At 52.5% G+C, this 24255-nt stretch carries 14 protein-coding genes and 5 pseudogenes; 11 read left to right on the top strand and 8 right to left on the bottom strand.

Annotated elements, in window-relative coordinates; all coding sequences use genetic code 11:
• Positions 1-6: 6 nt before the first annotated feature.
• From mrcB to fhuB, 5 genes and pseudogenes are all read left to right on the top strand, one after another.
• A pseudogene (mrcB, locus tag KQP84_RS18180) lies at positions 7-2531 on the top strand (bifunctional glycosyl transferase/transpeptidase).
• 200 nt (positions 2532-2731) lie between these two features.
• Complete coding sequence (gene fhuA, locus KQP84_RS18175; RefSeq protein WP_215847584.1) at positions 2732-4942, top strand: ferrichrome porin FhuA; 2211 nt, start codon at positions 2732-2734, stop codon at positions 4940-4942.
• 40 nt (positions 4943-4982) lie between these two features.
• Positions 4983-5777, top strand: coding sequence for a Fe3+-hydroxamate ABC transporter ATP-binding protein FhuC (gene fhuC, locus KQP84_RS18170; protein WP_215847583.1), 795 nt, complete (start codon positions 4983-4985; stop codon positions 5775-5777).
• A 10-nt stretch (positions 5778-5787) separates the two neighbouring features.
• Positions 5788-6666, top strand: coding sequence for a Fe(3+)-hydroxamate ABC transporter substrate-binding protein FhuD (gene fhuD, locus KQP84_RS18165; RefSeq protein WP_215847582.1), 879 nt, complete (start codon positions 5788-5790; stop codon positions 6664-6666).
• Positions 6666-8644, top strand: a pseudogene (fhuB, locus tag KQP84_RS18160) (Fe(3+)-hydroxamate ABC transporter permease FhuB). Before fhuD ends, fhuB begins: the two are co-directional and overlap by 1 nt.
• A gap of 73 nt (positions 8645-8717) precedes the next feature.
• Here fhuB and hemL read toward each other — a convergent pair.
• Positions 8718-9998, bottom strand: coding sequence for a glutamate-1-semialdehyde 2,1-aminomutase (gene hemL / locus KQP84_RS18155; RefSeq protein WP_215847581.1), 1281 nt, complete (start codon positions 9996-9998; stop codon positions 8718-8720).
• Positions 9999-10202: 204 nt separating this feature from the next.
• Between hemL and erpA the strand changes: the two genes are divergently transcribed.
• Entirely contained in the window at positions 10203-10550 is a 348-nt protein-coding gene (gene erpA, locus KQP84_RS18150) for an iron-sulfur cluster insertion protein ErpA (protein WP_215847580.1), read from the top strand.
• A gap of 29 nt (positions 10551-10579) precedes the next feature.
• Here the strand turns inward: erpA and KQP84_RS18145 are convergent, their stop codons facing one another.
• The 3 genes and pseudogenes from KQP84_RS18145 to mtnN form a co-directional block, all read right to left on the bottom strand.
• On the bottom strand, positions 10580-10831 hold the full coding sequence (locus tag KQP84_RS18145; protein WP_215847579.1) for a hypothetical protein: 252 nt from the start codon (positions 10829-10831) through the stop codon (positions 10580-10582).
• A gap of 124 nt (positions 10832-10955) precedes the next feature.
• A pseudogene (gene btuF / locus KQP84_RS18140) lies at positions 10956-11749 on the bottom strand (vitamin B12 ABC transporter substrate-binding protein BtuF).
• Positions 11742-12440 carry a 5'-methylthioadenosine/S-adenosylhomocysteine nucleosidase gene (mtnN, locus tag KQP84_RS18135; protein ID WP_215847578.1) on the bottom strand — a complete coding sequence of 233 codons (699 nt, stop codon included), beginning with the start codon at positions 12438-12440 and terminating at the stop codon, positions 11742-11744. The pseudogene btuF and the gene mtnN overlap by 8 nt, the downstream one beginning before the upstream one ends.
• 95 nt (positions 12441-12535) lie before the next feature.
• Here mtnN and dgt point away from each other — a divergent pair, with 95 nt between their 5' ends.
• From dgt to KQP84_RS18120, 3 genes and pseudogenes are all read left to right on the top strand, one after another.
• On the top strand, positions 12536-14026 hold the full coding sequence (gene dgt, locus KQP84_RS18130) for a dGTPase (protein WP_215847577.1): 1491 nt from the start codon (positions 12536-12538) through the stop codon (positions 14024-14026).
• A gap of 152 nt (positions 14027-14178) precedes the next feature.
• Positions 14179-15596 (top strand): annotated as a pseudogene (gene degP / locus KQP84_RS18125) (serine endoprotease DegP).
• 183 nt (positions 15597-15779) lie between these two features.
• A complete protein-coding gene (locus tag KQP84_RS18120) occupies positions 15780-16940 on the top strand; it encodes a CdaR family transcriptional regulator (RefSeq protein ID WP_215847576.1) in 1161 nt (386 codons plus the stop codon).
• Positions 16941-17071: 131 nt separating this feature from the next.
• Here the strand turns inward: KQP84_RS18120 and KQP84_RS18115 are convergent, their stop codons facing one another.
• From KQP84_RS18115 to map, 4 genes are all read right to left on the bottom strand, one after another.
• Positions 17072-17464, bottom strand: coding sequence for a DUF3461 family protein (locus KQP84_RS18115; protein WP_215847575.1), 393 nt, complete (start codon positions 17462-17464; stop codon positions 17072-17074).
• A 221-nt stretch (positions 17465-17685) separates the two neighbouring features.
• Positions 17686-18510 (bottom strand): 2,3,4,5-tetrahydropyridine-2,6-dicarboxylate N-succinyltransferase, encoded by an 825-nt coding sequence (gene dapD, locus KQP84_RS18110; protein WP_215847574.1) that lies wholly within the window; start codon positions 18508-18510, stop codon positions 17686-17688.
• 82 nt (positions 18511-18592) lie between these two features.
• Positions 18593-21247, bottom strand: coding sequence for a bifunctional uridylyltransferase/uridylyl-removing protein GlnD (gene glnD, locus KQP84_RS18105; RefSeq protein WP_215847573.1), 2655 nt, complete (start codon positions 21245-21247; stop codon positions 18593-18595).
• 66 nt (positions 21248-21313) lie between these two features.
• Positions 21314-22108: a type I methionyl aminopeptidase gene (gene map / locus KQP84_RS18100; RefSeq protein ID WP_215847572.1), complete on the bottom strand. Its 795-nt coding sequence runs from the start codon at positions 22106-22108 to the stop codon at positions 21314-21316.
• A gap of 315 nt (positions 22109-22423) precedes the next feature.
• Here map and rpsB point away from each other — a divergent pair.
• Together rpsB and tsf are read left to right on the top strand one after the other, a co-directional pair.
• Positions 22424-23148 (top strand): annotated as a pseudogene (gene rpsB / locus KQP84_RS18095) (30S ribosomal protein S2).
• Positions 23149-23328: 180 nt separating this feature from the next.
• On the top strand, positions 23329-24180 hold the full coding sequence (tsf, locus tag KQP84_RS18090; RefSeq protein WP_215847571.1) for a translation elongation factor Ts: 852 nt from the start codon (positions 23329-23331) through the stop codon (positions 24178-24180).
• The last annotated feature ends 75 nt before the right edge of the window (positions 24181-24255 follow it).

Genomic DNA, 24255 nt, shown 5'->3' with positions numbered 1-24255 from the left:
AAACGAATGTCTGGGAACGATCGCGAACCTATTGGGCGCAAAGGAAAGCAGCTGCCGCCGCGCCGCAGCGCGAACCGGGGTCGCCGCAGAGATATCGATGACGATATCGCGCAGGATGATTTTGACGATGATTACGAGGAGAAGGCACCCGTGCCACGTAAAGGTAAAAGCGGAAAGCCGCGCGGCAAACGCCGTTGGTTGGGATGGTTAATTAAACTCTTCCTGGTATTTGTAGTGGTAATGGCGGCATGGGGCGTCTATCTCGACTCGGAAATCCGAAGCCGCATTGATGGTAAAGTATGGCAGTTGCCTGCCACGGTGTACGGTCGTATGGTCAGCCTCGAACCTGGCATGGCGTACAACAAAAGCGAAATGGTGGCGCTGCTGGAAGGTACGCAGTATCGCGAAGTATCGCGCATTACCCGTCCCGGCGAGTTCTCGATCAAAGGCAACACCATCGATATGCTGCGTCGTCCGTTTGACTTCCCGGACAGTAAAGAAGGGCAGATCCACGCGCGCATGACCTTCAGCAAAGATGAGCTGAGTGAGATCAAGAACCTGGATAACGGTCGCGACTTTGGCTTTTTCCGCCTCGATCCGCGTCTGATCACCATGCTGCAATCACCCAATGGTGAGCAGCGCTTGTTTGTGCCACGCGCAGGTTTCCCGGATCTGCTGGTCGATACCTTGATCGCCACTGAAGATCGCCACTTCTATGAACATGATGGTATTAGCCCCTATTCGATTGGTCGCGCTTTCCTGGCGAACATTACCGCCGGTAAAGCGGTGCAGGGCGGCAGTACGCTGACTCAGCAGTTGGTAAAAAACCTGTTCCTGACCAATGAGCGTTCGCTGTGGCGTAAAGCCCGTGAAGCTTACATGGCGGTGATCATGGATGCGCGCTACAGCAAAGATCGCATCCTTGAGCTCTATCTGAACGAGGTTTACCTCGGCCAGGCGGGCAACGATCAGATTCGCGGCTTCCCGCTGGCCAGCTTGTATTACTTTGGTCGTCCGGTCGATGAGCTGAGCCTCGACCAACAGGCGATGCTGGTCGGCATGGTAAAAGGCGCTTCGCTCTATAATCCGTGGCGTAACCCGAAACTGGCGCTGGAACGTCGTAACTTAGTGCTGCGTTTGTTGCAGCAGCAAAAAGTGATCGATCAGGAACTCTACGACATGCTGTCGGCGCGTCCGCTGGGTGTGCAGCCGAAAGGTGGCGTGATTACGCCGCAGCCTGCTTTCATGCAGATGGTGCGTAACGAACTCCAGACCCGGCTGGGCGACAAAGTCAAAGATCTCTCTGGCGTGAAAATCTTTACCACGCTCGATCCGGTATCGCAGGATGCAGCGGAAAAAGCGGTACTTGACGGTATTCCAACCCTGAAAAAACAGCGCGGCTTAAAAGATCTGGAAACCGCGATGGTGGTGGTTGATCGCTTCAGTGGCGAAGTGCGTGCCATGGTCGGCGGTGCCGATCCGCAGTTTGCCGGTTATAACCGTGCGCTGCAGGCGCGTCGTTCTATCGGTTCGCTGGCAAAACCCGCGACCTATTTAACGGCACTGAGCCAGCCGAACAGCTATCGTCTCAACAGCTGGATTGCGGATGAACCGATTGCGCTGAAACAGCCAAACGGTTCGATCTGGAAACCGATGAATGACGATCGTCGATTCAGCGGCAAAGTGATGCTGGTGGATGCGCTGACCAACTCCATGAACGTGCCGACAGTTAACCTTGGTATGACGCTGGGTCTGGATGCGGTAATGGATACCTGGACCAAGCTGGGCGTGCCGAAAGATCAGCTGCATCCGGTTCCTTCAATGCTGTTGGGTGCTCTTAACCTGACGCCGATTGAAGTCGCGCAAGCTTTCCAGTCGATTGCCAGCGGCGGCGACCGTGCGCCCCTGTCAGCGGTGCGTTCGGTGATTGCAGAAGATGGCACAGTGCTCTATCAGAGCTTCCCACAGGCGCAACGTGTTGAGCCTGCGCAAGCGGCTTACCTGACGCTTTACACCATGCAGCAGGTTGCGAGCCACGGAACTGCACGTGCGCTGGGCGCGCGTTTCCCGAATGCGCATCTGGCGGGTAAAACCGGTACCACTAACGACCTGATCGATAGCTGGTTCGCCGGTGTCGACGGTAAAGAAGTGGCGATTACCTGGGTAGGCCGTGATAACAACCAACCCACCAAGCTTTATGGTGCAAGTGGTGCGATGCAGCTTTATCGCCGTTATCTCGACAATCAGGCGCCGATGCCGCTTCAGCTGACGCCGCCAGAAGATGTGTCATTGATGAACGTTGATTCTGCAGGCAACTTTGTTTGCGGCACAGGCAGCAGCACCTGGCGCTCGCTGCCGGTTTGGGCGCTGGATCCTAATGCGCTTTGCCAGCAGCAGCAGCAGCAGTTGAACAGCAGCAGCAGGTAGAGCAGCAGCAGGAACAACAAGTTCAGCAGCAGCAACAGCAGCAGCAAGAGCAGAAAGACAGCGATGGCGTTGCGGGCTGGATAAAGGATATGTTCGGCAAGTAGTTGAAAGAGTAATGAGTAAAAAGGGCGCTTATGCGCCCTTTTTTTGTGCTTGATCAATAACGGTCAATCGCGCTGCAAACGGCGTCACGCTTGGGTTTTTGCTTGCAGTGATTGCTGCGTTTCGCATATTATCCGACCGTTATAATAATCATTATCGTTTCGATTCGCCTGCCCAAAACTCATCCATTAGAGATAACTTTATGAATGCGCGAACGACTTTTCCTTGTTACAAAAGCGGTGTTTTTTCTCGTCAGCCTCTGACCATGATGATTGCCCTTGCGCTCAGTGGTTTCAGCGCCGGTGCCTTTGCCGAAGAGACGATTGTTGTTTCAGCAGATGGCGGAGGCGGCGTAGAGCAGGAAAGCGCATGGGGACCCGCTCCAACTGTTGCCGCGAAACGCAGTGCCACGGGTACCAAGACCGATACACCCATCGAAAAAAATCCGCAGTCGGTTTCCGTAGTAACGCGTGAAGAGATGGAGATGCGTAACGTTACCAGCGTGAAAGGTGCCTTTAACTACACGCCAGGCGTATTAACCGGTAACCGCGGCAGCTCCGATGTGATCGATGCGCTGTCGATTCGCGGTTTCAGCGAAACCAACACCAATCAATATCTTGATGGCCTGAAGCTACAGGGCGACAACTACTCTGAATTTGCCATCGATCCCTATTTTCTTGAACGTGCGGAACTGCTGCGCGGCCCGGTTTCGGTGCTGTATGGCAAAAGCAATCCAGGCGGCGTGGTTTCACTGGTCAGCAAGCGCCCAACTCAGGAAACACTCCGTGAAGTGCAATTCCAGATGGGCAACGACAATCTGTTCTCGACGGGCTTCGACTTCAGCGGATCGCTGGACGATGATGGCGTTTACAGTTATCGCCTGACTGGCCAGGCTCGCAGTCAGGATGCGCAGCAGGATATGAACAAAGAGAAGCGTTATACCCTCGCGCCGTCATTCAGCTGGCGTCCTGATGAAAATACCCGCTTCGATCTGCTGACCTATTTCCAGAACGAACCTGAAACCGGCTATTACGGCTGGCTGCCGCGTCAGGGCACGGTAGTACCTATCATTCGTGCCGACGGCAGCGAATACAAACTTCCTACCAACTTTGATGAAGGCGAAGACAGCAACAAGATCTCGCGTAACACCAAGATGGTCGGCTATAACCTTGAACACAGTTTTAATGATACGTGGACGGTGCGGCAAAACCTGCGCTACGCGGATTTACGTACCGATTATCGCAGTATTTACGGCAACGGTTATCTGCCCGCCACGCAGGAGATTACACGTGGTTCGGCCACTTCAAATGAGAAGCTGAACCAGTTCGCGGTGGATAACCAGGCGCAGGCCAAATTTGCTACTGGTCAGGTTGACCACACATTATTGCTGGGCGTGGATTTCCAGCGTACGCGCAACGATATAGATGCGCAGTTTGGTACGGCATCGCCGTTGAATGCTGTGAGTCCTCAATATGGTGATGACAGCGTGACGCCATTTGCCGATCCTTATCAGCATCTCAATAAACAACGTCAAACCGGTTTGTATGCGCAAGATCAGTTGGAATGGGATCGCTGGGTATTGACGCTCGGTGGTCGCTACGATTACGCCATGAATTCAGTTTACGATCGTGTAGCAGACTCGGTTGATCGCCAGAACGATCAAGCGTTTACCTGGCGCGGTGGCCTGAACTATGTGTTTGATAACGGCATTGCACCCTATTTCAGCTACAGCGAATCTTTCATACCCAACGCGGGTGCGACGTGGGGTGGCGAGGCGTTTGATCCTTCACGCGCTAAACAGTATGAGGCGGGAGTGAAGTATGTGCCGAAAGATCGCCCTGTTGTTATCACTGCTGCGGTGTATCAGCTGACCAAAACCAAAAACCTCACCGCCGATCCCGATAGCGTAAACCATCCTTTTGCCAGCATTCAAAGCGGTGAGATCCGTTCACGCGGCGTTGAGCTGGAAGCCAAAGCGGCGCTGAATGCCAACATCAACCTGACCGCGTCGTACACTTACACCGATGCGGAATACACCGAAGACACCACGCTAAAAGGCAAAACACCGGTTCAGGTGCCGAAGCATATGGCGTCATTGTGGAGTGATTATACCTTCCATGAGACAGCGCTTTCGGGTGTCACCGTGGGGGCTGGCGTGCGTTACGTCGGTGAAAGCAAAGGTTTGTATAGCACGGGCGACAACGTTAACCAGAACTTCGACGTTGCGGGTTACACCACGGTTGATGCTGCGCTGAAGTATGATTTAGGTCGCTTCGGATTGCCTGGATCGACGGTAGGCGTTAACGTCAATAATCTGTTTGACCGTGATTATGTCGCCAGCTGTTACCGCGAATACGCGTGTTACTGGGGCGCAGAACGTCAAATTGTGGGCACCGCGACCTTCAGATTCTGATTTAACCGGGCGCTGCGGCGCCCGTTTTACAGGGATTCTCATGCAGCATCAGCACGCCGAAGAAACCACTTTTACACTGCAAAATGTCAGCTTTCATGTGCCTGGCCGCACGCTGCTCCATCCGCTCACGCTGACCTTTCCGCCTGGCAAAGTCACCGCATTGATTGGTCATAACGGATCAGGCAAATCCACTTTGCTGAAAATGTTGGGGCGTCATCATGCAGCCAGCGAAGGTCAGGTTTTGCTTAACAATCGGCCAATAGAGAACTGGAGCAGCAAAGCTTTTGCGCGTCAGGTGGCTTATCTGCCACAACAACTGCCTGCTGCAGAAGGAATGACGGTACGTGAACTGGTGGCGATTGGACGTTATCCGTGGCATGGCGCGCTGGGGCGTTTCGGCCAGGAAGATCGCGATCGTGTCGATGAGGCGATTGCGCTGGTTGGGCTAAACCCCTTCGCCAGCCGGCTGGTGGATAGCTTGTCCGGCGGTGAGCGGCAGCGTGCATGGCTGGCGATGCTGGTGGCGCAAAACAGCCGCTGTTTACTGCTGGATGAACCGACCTCTGCGCTGGATATTGCGCATCAGGTAGATGTACTCGCGCTGATTCAACGCCTCAGCCGTGAACGCGGTTTAACCGTGATCGCGGTATTGCATGACATCAACATGGCGGCGCGTTATTGCGATCATCTGGTGGCGCTACGCGGCGGTTCAATGATTGCCGAAGGCGGCCCGGAAACCATTATGCAGGCCGACGTGCTGGCAGCCATTTACGGTATTCCCATGGGCATTTTGCCTCATCCGCAGGGCGGCGCGCCGGTCAGTTTTGTTTACTAAGGATGGGATAATGCCCGATCTGCTGCGCCGTCGTTTGATGATGGCAATGGCGTTGTCGCCGTTACTTCACAGTTTTCCGCTGCGTGCCGCACCCGTGGATCTGCAACGCATTATTGCGCTGGAGTGGTTGCCGACGGAGTTACTGCTGGCGCTGGGCGTAACACCGCTCGGCGTGGCAGATATGCACAACTACAACATTTGGGTGGGGGATCCGCCGCTGCCTGCCCGCGTCGTGGATGTGGGATTGCGTACCGAACCCAATCTTGAATTGATGACGCAGATGCGGCCGTCACTGATTCTATGTTCCAACGGTTATGGTCCACCAAAAGAGAAGCTCACGCGCATTGCGCCGATTATGGGGTTTGACCTCAACAGCGGCGACGGTAAACCGTTTACGACTGCGCGCCTGTCGCTACAAGAATTAGGCAAGCGTCTCGGTCGCGAAGCGCAAGCCGATCAGCATCTCGCGTGGGTGGATAAACAGCTTGCAGCGGCGCGTCAGCGCCTTGCTGTTTATCGCGGGCGGCCCATTCTCTTGATGTCACTGCTCGATAGCCGCCACGCCATCACGTTCGGTAAAAACAGCCTGTTTCTTGAGGTGATGAATATGCTGGGCCTGGAAAATGCCTGGCAGGGCGAAACCAATTTTTGGGGCAGCGCGGTGGTGGGCATTGAGCGTCTGGCTTCGCTAAGCGATGTTGAGGTGATCTGCTTCGATCATGACAACGAGGCGGACATGCAGCAGGTGATGCGCAGTCCGCTGTGGCAATCTTTGCCCTTTATTCGCGCGGGCCGCTTTCAGCGCGTTCCTGCGGTGTGGTATTACGGCGCGACGTTGTCGGCGCTGCATTTTGTTCGCGTGTTGGAACGCGCGCTGGAGACGCATTGATGCGCCATCGTCTTTTCCCCGTTGCGTTGTTGGGTGTGCTGTTTTTGCTGGCGCTTGGATTAACGCTGGTTAATTTGCAGCACGCGTTGCCGTTGGCGCAGTGGTCACAGGCGCTGTGGGCGCCGGATGTGAATAATATTCAGCAAATGGTGTTTCATCACAGTTTGCTGTCGCGCCTGATTTTAGCGTTGCTGGTTGGCGCAGGCTTGGGTTTAGCCGGTTTGCTGTTTCAGCAAGTGTTGCGCAATCCGCTGGCAGAACCCACGACATTGGGCGTCTCGTCGGGGGCGCAGCTAGGGATTACGGTGGCGACGCTGTGGCAATTACCCGGCGGCGCGATGACGCAGCAGTTTGCGGCGCTGGGCGGCGCGTTACTGGTGGGGGCGATTGTGTTTGGCGTGGCGTGGGGAAACGTTTGTCGCCGGTCACGCTAATCCTTGCAGGTTTGGTTCTGAGCCTTTACAGCGGCGCGGTCAACCAGATTTTCGCCATCTTTAACCACGATCAATTACAGAACATGTTCCTTTGGAGCACCGGATCGCTGAATCAAATGGGCTGGGAGAATGTGAGTCAGCTCTGGCCGCGTCTGCTGCTGGCATTTGCGGTGGCGCTGGCGCTGCTGCGCCCATTAACCTTGATGGGGCTAGATGATGGTGTCGCTAAAAACCTGGGACTCGCACTTTCCCTGGCGCGGCTGGGCGGTTTGGCGCTGGCGATTTTGCTGAGTGCGCAGCTGGTAAACGCAGCCGGGATTATCGGCTTTATCGGTCTGTTTGCACCGCTGCTGGCGAAGTTGCTTGGCGGACGTCGCTTGCTCAGCCGTATGTTATTAGCGCCACTTATCGGCGCGTTACTGCTCTGGCTGGCAGATGCTTGCGTATTGTGGCTCACCACGCATTGGCGCGAAGTTTCAACCGGTACCGCAACTGCGCTGCTGGGTGTGCCAATTTTGTTGTGGTTGTTGCCGCGTTTGCGTACCGGCTCGGTGCCGCCCGCAATGAACCTTGGCGATAATGTGCCTGCGGAGCGTCAAGCGGTGGGGCGTTGGTGTCTTATTGCTTTGAGCGTCCTGGCGCTGCTGACGTGCTTTGGCCTGGCATTTGGCCGCGATGCGCATGGCTGGACTTGGTCCAGCGGCGAGATGTTACAACAGCTCATCCCGTGGCGTGCACCGCGCTTGCTGGCTGCGCTGGTGGTGGGTTTAATGCTAGGCGTTGCCGGCAGTTTGATTCAGCGTCTGACCGGTAATCCGATGGCGAGCCCGGAAGTATTGGGCATCAGTTCAGGTGCGGCTTTTGGCGTGGTGATCATGCTGTTTTTCGTACCGGGTGATGCGCTGGCGTACCTGCTGCCGGCGGGCGTGCTGGGTGCTGGCGTCACTTTGCTGATCATCATGCTGGTCGCCAGCCGAGGCGGTTTCTCGCCGGAGCGTATGCTGCTGGCGGGAATGGCGCTTAACAGCGCTTTTGTCACGCTACTGATGCTTTTGCTGGCAAGTGGCGATCCGCGCATGGGCGGATTACTCAGCTGGATTTCTGGCTCAACCTACAATATCAGCGGCAAGCAGGCGATCCAGAGTGCCGTTTGCGCACTGGTACTGGTGTCGATGGCACCGCTGGCCAGCCGTTGGTTGACGCTGCTGCCGCTGGGTAGCGCCACGGCGCGCTCGGCAGGAATGGCGCTGACGTCATCGCGCCTGAGTCTGCTGCTGCTGGCTGCCGCGTTGACGGCTGCCGCGACATTAACCATCGGACCGCTGAGCTTTATCGGTTTGATGGCACCACATATCGCACGCATGTTGGGCTTTCGTCGGGCGTTGCCGCAGGTGTTGCTGTCTGGATTGTTAGGGGCAGGGTTGATGGTGTTTGCTGACTGGTGCGGCAGGATGTTAGCGTTTCCGGATCAAATACCGGCGGGCTTAATGGCAACGTTTTTGGGTGCGCCGTACTTCATCTGGTTATTGCGGCGGTCGCGTTAAACTGCATAACATCAACCCGATTCAGGGTGGGTTATTCAGAACAAAAAAGACCGGCTTTCACCGGTCTTTTTTATTACAGCTTAGCGAAACAGCGACGTGCCGCGTCAATAGTGCGCTGGATATCTTCAGTGCTGTGCGCCAGCGACATGAAGCCCGCTTCAAACGCTGATGGTGCCAGATAAACGCCCTCTTCCAACATCAGGTGGAAGAATTTTTTGAAGCGTTCAACGTCACACTGTGTGACATCGGCATAGCACGTTACCGTTGCGGCATCAGTGAAGAACAGGCCAAACATACCGCCTACGTAATTCACGACCAACGGAATGTTTTCCTGCTGCGCCGCTTCAAGCAGGCCTTCCGCCAGCTGCGTGGTGAGTGCGGTCAGCTTCTGATGCGTACCCGGCTGGGCGATTTGGCTTAAACAGGCGTAGCCCGCTGCCATCGCAATCGGGTTACCGGAGAGCGTACCTGCCTGATAAACCGGGCCGGTTGGTGCTAGCGCTGCCATCACGTCGCGACGGCCGCCAAATGCGCCGACAGGCATGCCGCCACCGATAATTTTGCCGAGGCAGGTCAGATCGGGCACGACATTGTAATGCGCCTGCGCGCCGCCAAGTGCGACGCGGAAGCCCGTCATCACTTCATCAATGATCAGTAGCGCACCAAACTCATCACACAATGCACGCAAACCCGACAGGAAACCTGGCTGTGGCGGAATGCAGTTCATGTTGCCCGCAACCGGTTCAACGATGATACAGGCGATCTCTTGCGGATAAAGTTTAAACGCCGCACGTACAGAATCGAGATCGTTATAGGTGCAGGTCAGCGTGTGTTTGGCGAAATCAGCAGGCACGCCCGGTGAGTTAGGCTGGCCCAGCGTTAATGCGCCAGAACCCGCCTTAACCAGCAGGTGATCGGCATGGCCGTGATAGCAGCCTTCAAACTTAATGAGCTTATCGCGGCCGGTGAAACCACGCGCCAGACGAATCGCGCTCATGGTGGCTTCAGTGCCGGAGTTCACCATGCGCACCATTTCCATGCTTGGCACCAGGTCGCAGACCAGTTGCGCCATGGTCACTTCCATTTCGGTAGGCGCACCAAAGCTTAAACCGCGCTGGGCCGCTTCAATCACGGCATTGCGAATTTCAGCATTATTATGGCCCAGCACCATCGGGCCCCATGAACCGACATAATCGATATAGGCTTTGCCATCGGCATCATACAAATAGGCGCCGTCAGCATGCTCAATGAACAGCGGTACGCCGCCCACACCAGTAAACGCACGTACCGGCGAATTTACGCCGCCGGGAATCAGGCGTTGCGCCTGGGCGAACAGGTTTTCGGACTTACTCATTTTCGGCTCCAGCAGTTCAATAAAATATCGCGCCATTCTACGTAAGAGGCGCGGCAGGCGAAAGGGTGGAAAACCCTGCAATATGTCTAACCTTAGTTAAGGCGGCACAGAGTGCGAAGCTCAAAACTTGATTGCGCTGGTGTGCTGGCAGATAATAGCGGTATTAAGGTCGTTTTCTGACCTGGGCGTTTACTGGAGTCAAACATGAGTGATGAAGTAGCAGCACTGCCGTTGCAATTTACCGAAGCAGCAGCCAATAAAGTGAAGAATCTGATTGCTGATGAAGAGAATCCAGAACTGAAACTGCGTGTCTATATCACTGGCGGCGGTTGCAGCGGATTTCAGTATGGTTTTACTTTCGATGACAAAATGAATGATGGTGACATGACGATTGAGAAGCAAGGCGTGTCACTGGTGGTTGATCCGATGAGTCTGCAATATCTGGTGGGCGGATCGGTGGATTACACCGAAGGGCTGGAAGGTTCGCGCTTTATCGTGACTAACCCGAACGCTAAAACCACCTGCGGCTGTGGTTCTTCATTTAGTATCTGATTTTGCAGGCCGCTGTTCAGCGGCCTCGCTCACCACTCTATTGTTACTAACCGATCGGTTTCTCTCTGCTTGGCATCTCGTTTCAGCACGCTTTGCATAATGCGCGGCTGCGCGCTGAAGTGACGTCCGCAATCAACCCGGGGCGTGCTTTGGCTCGTGGCGCTGTTGATTTCACAGCGAGAGAAAATGATCAGTTTAACGCCAATAGAGCCGGTGATTGACCCTGCAGTCGCGGAGCTAGCAATCAACAGCGCTATGGCCAGAAGCACTGTTCTGGTCATGTTTAGGTCCTGGTGTAGTCAAAAGGCGCTTATGCGCAAAAGGACGGCGAGCATACGTGGCTCGCGCGTCTCATGTAGTAATTAACGGCAATAATTGGTTTTTCTTTAATCGATTATGCAAATTTTATGGTACTGGATGCAGCGCTGTACAGAGTTGTTTTGCTGCCAGTATCAGACGTGGGCCCGGACGGCTTAGCCAGTCATCATTGATAGCAATCACCGGCACGCTAAGCTGCGGTTGCCAGAATCGCGCTACGTTTCTTGCCTGCTGCGTGTTACCGCCCATCACTATCGCTTGAGGATGGCGCATTAATACTTGTTCGCGGCTGACTTGTGGCCAGCTGACGCGGCTATCAGCAAAAATATTTCTGCCGCCGCACAGCTCAATGATGTCGTTCTGCAAGGTCGCTTTTGCTGCGGTGAAAAGAGGCTGCTGGCCAAACTGTAAAAACAGCGGAATTGATGTCAGCGAAGCGTAATGCTGACGCAATTCAGCTTCCTGCTGGCGCAGCTGTTGCGCCGCCTTTTCCGCCTGCTCAGGATGCGGACTCCATTTCCCTAGCGCGGCCAGCGCATCGATCATGCCTGCCAGATTAGCGGGATCAATCCATTCAATTTTGATACCCAACTGCTGCAATTGATCTATTTGACGTTGTGGATTGCCGCCACGCCACGCCAACACCACATCCGGTTTTAGCTGCAAAATGCGCTCAACTTTGATGCCTTGCCAGTTGGCAACCTGTTCGATTTTTGCGCAGCAGTCGGATAGTCTGACCAGGCGCTAACGGCAATTGGTGTGATGCCTGCGGCGAAAGCCAATTCGGTTAAATGCGGGGCGAGAGCGATAACGCGTGGGGATGAAGCGAACAGGCTGCTGCTAAACAGCAGCAGCCAGCAGAGCAGAAAACGTTTAGCCACGCGCCAGGCGCGCCAGCAAGTTTTCTACCATCAGCGACGACTGTTTTGCCGCAACGCTGAGGAACTCATCAAAGCTCAAATGTGATTCTTGATCGGCAACGTCCGAAATGGCGCGAACCACCACGAAAGGCACCGCGAATTGATGGCAGACGTGACCAATTGCGGTGGCTTCCATCTCAACGGCAATGGCCTGCGGGAAGGTGTTACGAATGCGTGCCAGCGGCTCAGCGCCGTTGATGAAAGCATCGCCGCTCACCACCAAACCACGCACTGCATTGAGATCCAACTGCTGAATGCAGGCTTCTGCTTGCGCAATCAAATTCGCATCGGCAACAAATGCTGCCGGGCAGCCCGCCATTTGGCCGGGCGCGTAACCAAAGGCGGTGACATCTGCATCGTGATAACGCACCTCTTCCGAAACCACAATATCGCCCACTTTCAGCGTAGGCGCTAAACCGCCCGCAGAACCGGTATTGATGACGACATCGGGTTTGCAGAGCTGTAACAACAGCGTCGTACCAAGCGCAGCTGCAGTTTTACCGATGCCCGATTTCAGCAGAGCCACCTCAACGCCATTAAGCGTGCCGGTGTAAATTTCGCAGCCAGCCAGTGATAAGGTTTGACGGTTTTCAATTTTGTCACGCAGTAGAGTGACTTCCTGCTCCATCGCGCCAATAATGCCTGCTTTCATAAAGAGTCTCGCTAATGTAGATGTTTTCGCCGAAATTAAGGCATAGTCTACCATGGCTGACAGGGGATTAATTCACGAAAAAAGAGGGGCAATTAATGGCAGCGATCAATTTCAGGACGAAGATCAGCTTTACTCGCCCTTATACCAGCCGAAAAGATCCCGAAGGGGAATATTATATTAGCCGCCATTTTGAAAGTGACCGCGGTCGAATAATTAACTCGGCGGCCATTCGTCGTTTGCAACAGAAAACCCAGGTCTTTCCTTTAGAGCGAAATGCGGCGGTGCGCTCGCGTTTAACCCATTCGCTTGAAGTGCAACAAACCGGACGCTATATCAGCAAAGAGATCCTGCAAACCCTGAAAATGCAGGGCGGGCTGGCGCAATATGGTCTGGATGAGCTGGAAGGTGCCTTTGAGAGCTTAGTGGAAATGGCGTGCCTGCTGCACGACGTCGGCAATCCGCCGTTTGGCCATTTTGGCGAAGCGGCAATTAACGACTGGTTTGAGGATAAGTTACCCGCAAACTTGGTGGATCCGCTGGTTGCTGGTGTTGAAACCGATGAGCAGCGCAGCGCTTTTGATCAAATGAATGCCATGATTCGCCAGGATTTATGTCATTTTGAAGGCAACGCGCAGGCCATTCGCATGGTGCATACTTTGCTGCAGCTGAATCTCAGCTATTCACAAGTTGCCTGCGTGTTGAAATATACAGCGCCCGCCTGGTGGCAAGGCGAAAAACCGGCTGAATATAGCGTATTAATGAAAAAACCGGGCTTCTATTTATCCGAGCGAGATTATATTGCTGAGCTACGGGCTGAGACGAATATGGATGAGCATCATCGTTTCCCGCTGACTTATATAATGGAAGCGGCAGATGATATCTCTTATTGCATTGCCGATCTGGATGATGCGGTAGAAAAAGCCATTTTTAATGTCGACAGTTTGTATGAATTTCTCAGTAAAGCCTGGGGAACAATTAAACCCAACGATGCATTTAGCCGAACTATTGGTGAGGCCTGGCGTGAAGCCTGCAGCAAAAAGCGCCGCAGCCGCAGCGATCAATTTTTTATGTCGCTACGTGTCAATGTTCAAAACGTTTTGGTGGGCTACGCAGTAAAACGTTTTGTTGATAATCTTGCCGCTATTTTTGATGGTAGCTTTAATCATGCTTTATTAGAGGATGAAGGGGAAGAAGGGCGGCTTCTTCAGATATTTAAAACCGTGGCGCGGCAGCAGGTATTTAACCATTCCGAAGTCGAACAGTTGGAGTTACAAGGTTATCGCGTCATTAAAGGACTATTGGAAATTTATGAACCGCTAATGAAGCTGAATTACGAAGCTTTCACTGCATTGATTAATGAAGATTTTCTTCCTCAGCATCCCATTGAAACCCGTTTGTTTCATAAGCTTTCAGGAAAACATCGTAAAGCTTATCAGCAGGCAATGCGTTCGCTGGTAGTAAAACATAAATATGAGCGTCTGTTATGGGAGCGTTATTATCGTTTCCGCCTTATTCAGGATTACATTAGCGGCATGACCGACCTTTATGCCTGGGATGAGTATCGTCGCTTGATGGCGGTGGAATAAAGGGCGAATTGTAAAGAGCGCGCATAAATTTTTACTTTTACCTAAAACTTTTGCTGGAACTTCGCGTTAAAACATTTATCTCATCATACGACCACAGCAAGGGTCTGGACGATAATTTTTGAGAGATACCGAAAAATGAAAAAAAAGTTCTAATGTTAAGCGCGCTGGCGCTGAGTCTTGGTATGGCACTGACGCCTGTCAGTGTTCTCGCAGCAGAAACGGCCTCTTCTACCAGTCAGCAATTACCCAGCTTGGCTCCTATGTTAGAAAAAGTGATGCCTTCTGTTGTCAGTATCAGTGTTGAAGGCAGCACTACGGTAAAAACGCCGCGCATGCCGCAGCAGTTCCAGCAATTCTTTGGTGATGATTCACCGTTCTGCCAGGACGGTTCGCCGTTCCAGAGCTCGCCAATGTGTCAAAACGGTGGCGGCAGCGAGGGGGCAACGCGCCAGATACCCAGAAAGAAAAATTCCGGGCTCTGGGTTCAGGCGTGGTCATTAATGCTGAAAAAGGCTACGTGGTAACCAATAACCATGTGGTAAACGACGCCACTAAAATTCAGGTGCAGCTCAGCGATGGTCGCCGTTATGACGCTAAAGTGATTGGTAAAGATCCCAGCTCTGACATTGCGTTAATTCAGCTGCAAGATGCCAAAAACCTCACTGCTGTGAAAATTGCTGACTCCGATAATTTGCGCGTGGGTGATTACACCGTCGCCATCGGCAACCCTTACGGCTTGGGTGAAACCGTAACATCGGGCATCGTTTCAGCGCTGGGCCGTAGCGGGCTGAACGTAGAAAACTACGAAAACTTTATTCAGACCGATGCGGCGATTAACCGTGGTAACTCCGGCGGAGCGCTGGTCAATCTCAACGGTGAACTGATTGGGATTAACACCGCAATTTTGGCACCAGATGGCGGTAATATCGGTATCGGTTTTGCTATCCCAAGTAACATGGTTAAAAACCTCACCGGACAGATGGTGGAGTTTGGTCAGGTGAAACGCGGTGAACTGGGCGTTATGGGCACCGAGCTTAACTCTGAACTGGCAAAAGCGATGAAAGTGGATGCCCAGCGCGGTGCATTTGTTAGCCAGGTGCTGCCGAATTCCGCCGCAGCAAAAGCGGGTATCAAAGCGGGCGATGTCGTGGTGTCGATGAACGGTAAGCCATTAACCAGCTTTGCTGCGCTGCGTGCCGAAGTAGGTACATTACCGATTGGTACAACCTTGAAACTGGGCTTGTTGCGTGACGGTAAACCCATGGACGTTTCCGTGCAGTTGCAGCAAAGCACGCAGGATAAAGTGCAATCCGCCATCATTTACACCGGTATTGAAGGCGCCGATCTCAGCAACAGCGACACCAGTGATAAAGGTGTGCGTATCGATAATGTTAAGCCGGGCAGCTCAGCTGCGCGCATTGGCCTGAAGAAAGGCGATGTGATCATGGGCGTGAACCAGCAAAGCGTTGCTAATCTGGGCGAACTGCGCAAGATCCTCGACAGCAAGCCCTCCGTGCTCGCGCTTAACGTGAAGCGCGGCGACAGTAACCTTTACTTGCTGATGCAGTAAAAATTCACGATTATCTGATTCAGGCGGGCTTTGGCCCGCCTTTTTGTACCCATGCGCTGACCGATTAGAATGTGATGGCCGCCGCAAAATGAGTAAATGACACTCTGGCTCTGTGCAGTTGCACAATGTTCTGTGCGTAACCTACGCGTATTCTGTCATTCCCCTCTTTGTCAGGAGTAATGGATGGCTACCTATCACCTCGACGCTCGACTAGCCCAAGATATTGTGGCACGCACCATGAGAATTATTGATAGCAATGTCAACGTCATGGACGCACGTGGACGGATTATTGGCAGCGGTGATCGGGAGCGTATTGGAGAATTGCACGAAGGTGCTTTGCTGGTGCTCTCTCAGGGACGGGTGGTAGACATTGATGAAGCGGTAGCAAAGCATCTGCACGGCGTCAGGCCCGGCATAAATCTGCCACTGCGTATTGATGGCGATATCGTTGGAGTGATCGGACTGACCGGCGAGCCGGTCGCGCTGCGTCACTATGGCGAGCTGGTGTGTATGACGGCAGAAATGATGCTGGAGCAGGCGCGCTTGCTGCACATGCTGGCACAGGACAGTCGTTTACGTGAAGAGCTGGTGCTTAATCTGATTCGCAGCGATACCTTATCGCCACAGCTAACCGAGTGGGCGCAGCGGCTGGGCATCGATCTTAATCAGCCACGTGTCGTCGCAGTCGTGGAAGTGGACAGCGGGCAGCTCGGCGTTGACAGTGCCATGTCCGAACTGCAACAGCTGCAAACGCTGCTTACTACGCCGGAGCGCGATAACTTGATCGCCATTGTTTCGTTAACAGAAATGGTGGTGCTGAAACCGGCACTTAATCCGCACGGACGTTACGATCAGGAAGACCACCGTAAGCGTGTTGAACAGCTTTTGCATCGTATGAAAGAGAGCGGACAAATACGTATGCGCATCGCCTTGGGTAACTATTTTACGGGGCCTGGCAGCATTGCGCGATCTTATCGTACCGCTCGCACCACCATGATGGTCGGTAAACAGCGGATGCCGGATGTAAGAAGTTATTTTTATCAGGATTTAGTGTTGCCGGTATTGCTGGATAGTTTGCGTGGTGGATGGCAGGCGAACGAGCTGGCGCGGCCGTTGGCGAAGCTAAAAAGCATGGATAATAACGGCTTGTTGCGCCGTACCTTAATTGCCTGGTTTACCCATAACGTACAACCGAGCGCCACGGCGCGGGCGCTGTTTATACATCGTAATACGCTGGAATATCGACTGAACCGTATCTCTGAATTAACGGGGCTTAATCTGAGCCATTTTGACGATCGGCTGTTGTTGTATGTGGCACTACAGCTTGATGAGCAGGGCGGCTAGCCCGCTTTTTGACGGCAAACGCAGCAAGCTGCTGCGTAGCGATGTTGGAAGAAACCATGCGTATTAAGGGGTATTCGGTCGAAAATAAAAAAGGCCAGCGTCAGCCAGCCTTTTATATCAGAGCGGTGAGATTAACGTGAATTACGGGTTAATTTATCAAGGTCTGATTCAATTTCTGTGATCTTGTGTGAGACCACGCTTTCTAAATGACGCAAGTCATCAAGAATTTTACGTTTCAGATCAACTTCTACCTGATCGCGCTGGCAAATTTGATCTAATTCATCAATCACATAGCGCAGATTCGGGCTGATTTCCTGAACTTCTTTGTAACCCTGACTCGCGTGATCGGCAACCACGGTTTTACGCTGACGTGGGTATTTAAACTTGACGCTTTTAGCGAAGAATTCACCTTTATCTTTGCGAAAGTAAATCTTCAGAATGTCGTTGTTCGCTTCCTGACGCAGGCTGTAACGGTCGATATCGTCGGGATTATTGATGCCTAAGCTTTTAAGATTGTCGTACATAGCGTTGTTTCCACCAAGATTGAGAAGCGCGCAGATGTGTTCATGACTTAACAACTGTAGACATTAATAACAGGATGAACATTGCGCGACAGGATTTAACTGGCGCGGATTATGAACTGTTTGAAAAACAAACGCACCTGTTAATTCGTGGCGCGAATCAGGATATTGGGCGGGAAGTGTAAAGAAAAGATGACAGGCTGATTTCCAGCCCGTCTGATGCTTTAGTCGATGGTACGCAACAGTTCGTTGATGCCTACTTTACCCAAGGTTTTCGCGTCAACTTTCTTAACGATTACGGCACAGTACAAGCTGTAACTGCCATCTTTAGAAGGCAAGTTACCGGAAACCACCACAGAACCTGCTGGTACGCGTCCGTAATGCACTTCACCGGTTTCACGATCGTAAATCTTGGTGCTTTGTCCAATGTAGACACCCATTGAAATCACAGCGCCTTCTTCTACGATCACGCCTTCTACGATTTCTGAACGTGCGCCAATGAAGCAGTTATCTTCAATGATGGTTGGGTTTGCCTGCAGCGGCTCCAACACACCACCAATGCCAACGCCGCCTGACAAGTGAACGTTTTTACCGATCTGCGCGCAAGAACCCACGGTCGCCCACGTATCAACCATTGTTCCTTCGTCAACGAAAGCACCAATGTTGACGTAAGAAGGCATCAACACGGTATTACGTGCAATGAACGCGCCCTGACGAACGGCTGCGGGTGGCACCACACGGAAACCGGCTTCTTTGAAGCGCGCCTCATCCCAACCGGCAAATTTCATTGGCACTTTGTCATAAAAACGCGTTTCAGCGCCTTCCATAACCTGGTTGTCATTAATGCGGAATGACAGCAGTACCGCCTTCTTCAGCCACTGATGCGTTATCCATTCGCCGTCAATCTTTTCAGAAACGCGCAGCGCACCGCTGTCCAGTAATGAGATAACTTGATTGATGGCATCACGGGTTTCGGTATCGACATTGTTCGGTGTCATGTCGGCGCGACGTTCGAAGGCGGATTCAATAACGCTCTGTAACTGTTGCATGTTTTTTCCTGATTTGTCGTGTTCAGTGCCGGGTAATGACCCGATACAAGTAAATAGTTTTAATTTCACAAATCGATTGCGGTCACACTTTATCGTTTGGATTAAGGGTTTCTGTCAACCGTTGTTGCAACGCTTTGCGCATTTCCTCATCAAGCGCCAGGCGATCGCTGTTTGCTAAAATAAACAAATCTTCGACGCGTTCGCCAATGGTGCTGATGCGTGCACCGTGCAGTGAGACGCCGAGATCGGCGAACACTTCACCTACGCGTGCCAATAAGCCCGGCTGATCGAGCGCCACCAGTTCAAGATAACTGCGCCGATCGGTGTGCGTAGGCAGGAAGTTGACTTCGGTATCAACGCTAAAGTGTTTCAGCTTGGCGGACTGACGGCGAGTGCGTGGCGGAACCCAATCTGATTGGGTAATCGCCTGTTCCAGCGCTTGAATGATGATGGGGTGACGATCCGGTGCCAGTGGGCTGCCGTCCGGTTCCAGCACAATAAACGTGTCCATTGCCATGCCATCGCGGCTGGTAAAAATTTGTGCATCGTGAACGCTGAGGTTACGGCGATCCAGTTCGCCAGCAACCGCCGCGAATAGGTGAGGGCGATCCGGACTCCAGATAAAAATCTCAGTGCCGCCGCGCGTGGCTTGCGGGCTGACCAATACCAAAGGTTTAGTCAGATCGTGTCCCATTAAATGTCGAGCGTGCCAGGCAATTTGGTTTGGCGTATGTCGCAGGAAATAATCAGCGCGACAGCGATTCCAAATCTGGTGCAAACGTTCTTCATCGATATTGTCCATGCGCAACAGGGCCAAAGCCTGTAGGCGATGATGGCGCACGCGTTCGCGCAGATCCGGACTATTTTCCATGCCGCGACGCAGCTGTTTTTCCGTCGCAAAGAACAGCTCTCGCAATAAACTCTGCTTCCAGCTGTTCCATAAACTTTCATTGGTTGCGCAGATATCCGCTACGGTCAAACACACCAGATAGCGCAGGCGATTTTCGTTTTGCATGATTTCAGCAAACTGTTGAATAACAGTAGGATCCTGAATATCACGACGTTGGGCGGTGACTGACATCAACAAATGATGGCGCACCAGCCAGGCCACTAATTGCGTTTCACGCGAATTGAGCCCATGCAGTTCGGCGAAATCGAGTGCGTCCTGCGCGCCGAGAATCGAGTGATCGCCGTTGCGTCCTTTGGCGATATCGTGCAGCAAGGCTGCCATCAGCAGCAGTTCTTGCTGCGGCAGACGCGGCCACAGTTCGACGCACAGAGGATGTTGCGGGCGCGTTGCTTCGTTGGCAAAGCTTTCCAGTTTCTGCAACACGCGAATAGTATGTTCATCAACGGTGTAAGCATGAAACAGGTCAAACTGCATTTGCCCGACGATATGTCCCCAAAGCGGCGTATAAGCCCACAGCACGCTATGGCGATGCATAGGAACCAGCGCACGGCTAACAGCGCCTGGATGGCGCAAAATGGCCATGAACAGCTGACGCGCTTCGGGAATCTGACACAGCGGTTGCTTAAGATGACGACGTGCATAACGCAAATGGCGCAAGGTTGTGGAGTAGATACCTTTGATATTTTCGTTGCGTACCATCACATAGAACATGCGCAGAATCGCCTGCGGCTCGCGACCAAACAGGGTTTCATCGCGCAGATCGATCAAGTCACCGCGTAGCTGGAAATCATCATCTATTGGACACGGTTTTTCACTGGTAGAGAGGGCTAAAATCGCTTCATCGAACAGTTGAAGCAGCATGTGGTTCAGTTCGCTGATGCGACGGGTGACGCGATAAAAATCTTTCATCATGCGTTCAACCGGCTCGTTGCCTTCGCCTTGATAATTCAGGCGCTGAGCCACGCTTAGCTGGCGATCAAATAGCAAACGGTTGTCATAACGCGTCAGCGAAAGGTGCAGGGCGAAGCGGATGCGCCAGAGAAAATCCTGACATTCATTGAGTTCGTTGCGCTCAACCTCAGTGAGGAAGCCAAACCCAACCATTTCATCCAGCGTGGTGGCACCGAAATGGCGTCGCGCAACCCATTGCAGCGTGTGAATATCGCGTAATCCGCCGGGGCTACTTTTAATATCGGGTTCAAGGTTATAACTGGTGCCGTGGTAGCGTTTATGACGCTCTTGCTGCTCTTCAATTTTGGCGGCGAAGAAATCAGAGGAAGGCCAGAACCCATCGCTGAAGACATTTTTTTGCAATTCAAGAAAGAGCGCGACATCGCCAGTCAGCATGCGTGATTCAATCAGGTTGGTGGCGACAGTCAGATCGGACAAACCCTCCAGCAAACACTCTTCCAGCGTTCGGACGCTGTGACCGACTTCAAGTTTGAGATCCCACATCAGGGTCAGCAGTTCGCTGGTGCGCTGCGCCGCCTGTTCGTCGAGTGGCTGACGGCTGAGGATCAGGACATCAATATCGGAAAGGGGATGCAGTTCGGCGCGCCCATAACCACCTACCGCAACCAAGGCGATAGACTTCATGCTGTCAAAACCAAAGAAGCGCCACAAACGACGCAGCAGGCGATCGATATACAACGTACGCGCATCGATCAATGTTTCAACCGCTTCACCTGCGTCGAACGCTGCAGCTAAATATTGCTGAAAATTCTCCAGCCGCTGTTTTAACAGTTCGCGTGTTAGCTGGTCATCATCCCAATGCGCGGGGGAATCTTTTAGGCCATTTTTAACATCGTCCGACAGGCTCACACTCATGCAGCTCTTCTCTTCTTTAGCCATAAAAAAACCGGCATAGCGCCGGCCTTTTCTTAAGTGGGGGAATCACCCTTCGTTGACTAACACGGCAGGAATGGTGTCGTCTTTACGCAGGGTTAAAATCTCACAGCCGTTTTCCGTCACCACAATAGTATGCTCGTACTGTGCGGACAAGCTGCGATCTTTGGTTTTCACCGTCCAGCCATCTTTCATGGTGCGGATGCGGTAATCACCCGCGTTGACCATCGGTTCAACCGTGAAGGTCATGCCCGCTTGCAGCACAACGCCGCTGTCGTCTGCATCGTAATGTAATACTTGCGGCTCTTCATGGAAGCCTTTGCCAATGCCGTGACCACAATATTCACGTACTACGGAGAAGTCGTTCGCTTCAACATATTTTTGAATAGCGCGGCCCAGCTCGCGTAAGCGAATGCCTGGCTTGATCAGGCGCAGCGACAGATAAAGGCTTTCCTGAGTGACGCGGCACAGACGCTCGCCCTGAATAGTCGACTTGCCAACAAGGAACATTTTTGAGGTGTCTCCGTGATACTCATTTTTGATCACGGTGACGTCAATGTTAATGATATCTCCATCTTTCAGGGGACGATCATCGCTGGGAATACCATGACACACAACTTCATTGATAGAGATGCACACGGATTTCGGGAAACCGTGATAGCCGAGGCAAGCGGAAATCGCGTGCTGCTCGTTGGTGATGTAGTCGTGACAGATGCGATCCAGCTCGCCAGTGGTGACACCCGGCTTTACATGCTGTTCAATCATCTCCAGCACCTCGGCAGCCAGACGGCCCGCGACGCGCATTTTTTCGATTTCTTCAGGGGTTTTTATTGAGATTGCCATTAAATTAATCCGCATTTGTCGAAAATATCGACAATAATAAATTCTGTGCTGTCATGTTAGCAGCCAGCAAATGGGCTGCCAAATAGAGAACGCGCTGGCCTGAGTTAGCGAACTATTATTGGTGTCTCGGGCGTGATTATGGTATAAAGCGCGCCGACGATTCTCTGTACGGCCGTTTTGGTCGGCAGGAAACGCATAACTCTCATTATGTGTAATAAAACACACATGTATCGACACATACGCCGGGGTGCCTTGTAAGAGGTCGGTTGTATGGGATACATGGAGGCCCAACCCCAATCACTCATAGAGGTAATCATGGCAACTGTTTCCATGCGCGACATGCTCAAGGCTGGTGTTCACTTCGGTCACCAGACCCGTTACTGGAACCCAAAAATGAAGCCATTCATCTTTGGTTCACGTAATAAAGTTCACATCATCAACCTTGAGAAAACTGTACCAATGTTCAACGACGCTCTGGCTGAACTGAACAAGATCTCTTCCCGTAAAGGTAAGATCCTGATCGTTGGTACTAAGCGCGCTGCTGCTGAAGCGGTAAAAGAGTCTGCACTGAGCTGCGACCAGTTCTTCGTAAACCACCGCTGGTTGGGTGGCATGCTGACTAACTGGAAAACTGTTCGTCAGTCTATCAAACGTCTGAAAGACCTTGAGACTCAGTCTCAGGACGGTACTTTCGACAAACTGACCAAAAAGAAGCGCTGATGCGCGCTCGTGAACTGGCCAAGCTGGAAAACAGCCTGGGCGGTATCAAAGATATGGGCGGTTTGCCGGATGCACTGTTTGTTGTCGATGCTGACCACGAACACATCGCAATCAAAGAAGCAAACAACCTGGGTATCCCAGTATTTGCTATCGTTGATACCAACTCTGATCCAGATGGCGTTGATTTCGTTATCCCTGGTAACGACGATGCGATCCGTGCTGTAAGCCTGTACCTGACTGCCGTTGCGACCACTGTTCGCGAAGGCCGTTCTCAGGATCTGGCTGAGCAAGCTGAAGAAGCGTCTTTAGAAAACGCTTAATAAGGTTTGCTCTGCATAAGAGCCCTTAGTATTCAGATGTGATCTGTAAGGGGCCAAGATTGGCCCCTTTATTTTATCTAAGTCTGTAACGCCCCCATTGGGAAGGCGGGACAGAGTAATCTTTCCGCAATAAGTGCCTGCTAGTGCAAATGTACACAGGTACGAACCGAGGATTCTGGAATGGCTGATATTACCGCTGCATTGGTAAAAGAACTGCGCGAACGTACTGGCGCAGGCATGATGGATTGCAAAAAAGCGCTGACTGAAGCGAATGGCGACATTGAGCTGGCAATCGAAAACATGCGTAAGTCTGGCGCAATTAAAGCAGCGAAAAAAGCAGGCAACGTAGCTGCTGACGGCGTGATCAAAACCAAAATCGTTGGCAACTACGGTGTGATTCTGGAAGTCAACTGCCAGACCGACTTTGTCGCTAAAGATGGTGGTTTCCAGGCATTCGCAGACAAAGTTCTGGAAGCTGCTGCGACCGACCGCGTTACTGATGTTGAAGTTCTGAAAGCGCAATTCGAAGAAGAGCGCGTGGCGCTGGTTGCTAAAATCGGTGAGAACATCAACATTCGTCGCGTTGCGATCCTGGAAGGTGAAGAGCTGGGCAGCTACCTGCACGGCGCACGTATTGGCGTTCTGGTTTCAACCAAAGGCGCTAACGAAGAGCTGATTAAGCAGATCGCTATGCATGTTGCAGCGAGCAAGCCTGAGTTTGTTAAACCAGAAGACGTATCTTCTGAAGTGGTTGACAAAGAATACCAGGTTCAGCTGGACATCGCGATGCAATCTGGCAAGCCAAAAGAAATCGCAGAGAAAATGGTTGAAGGCCGCATGAAGAAATTCACCGGCGAAGTTTCTCTGACCGGTCAGGCTTTTGTTATCGACCCAAGCAAAACTGTTGGCCAGGCTCTGAAAGAGCAGGGCGCTGACGTTATCAACTTCATCCGCTTCGAAGTGGGTGAAGGCATTGAGAAAGCTGAATCTGACTTCGCTGCAGAAGTTGCAGCAATGTCTAAACAGTCTTAATGTTCTGAAAGAACCGCCAGAAGGCGGTTCTTTTTTGTCTGTGATTTGCAACAGATACATTTTCAGTCTCATCCC

The organism is Candidatus Pantoea bituminis, from assembly GCF_018842675.1.
In the GTDB taxonomy this organism is placed as follows: domain Bacteria; phylum Pseudomonadota; class Gammaproteobacteria; order Enterobacterales; family Enterobacteriaceae; genus Pantoea; species Pantoea phytostimulans.
This window is presented reverse-complemented; position numbering and strand designations above follow the sequence as displayed.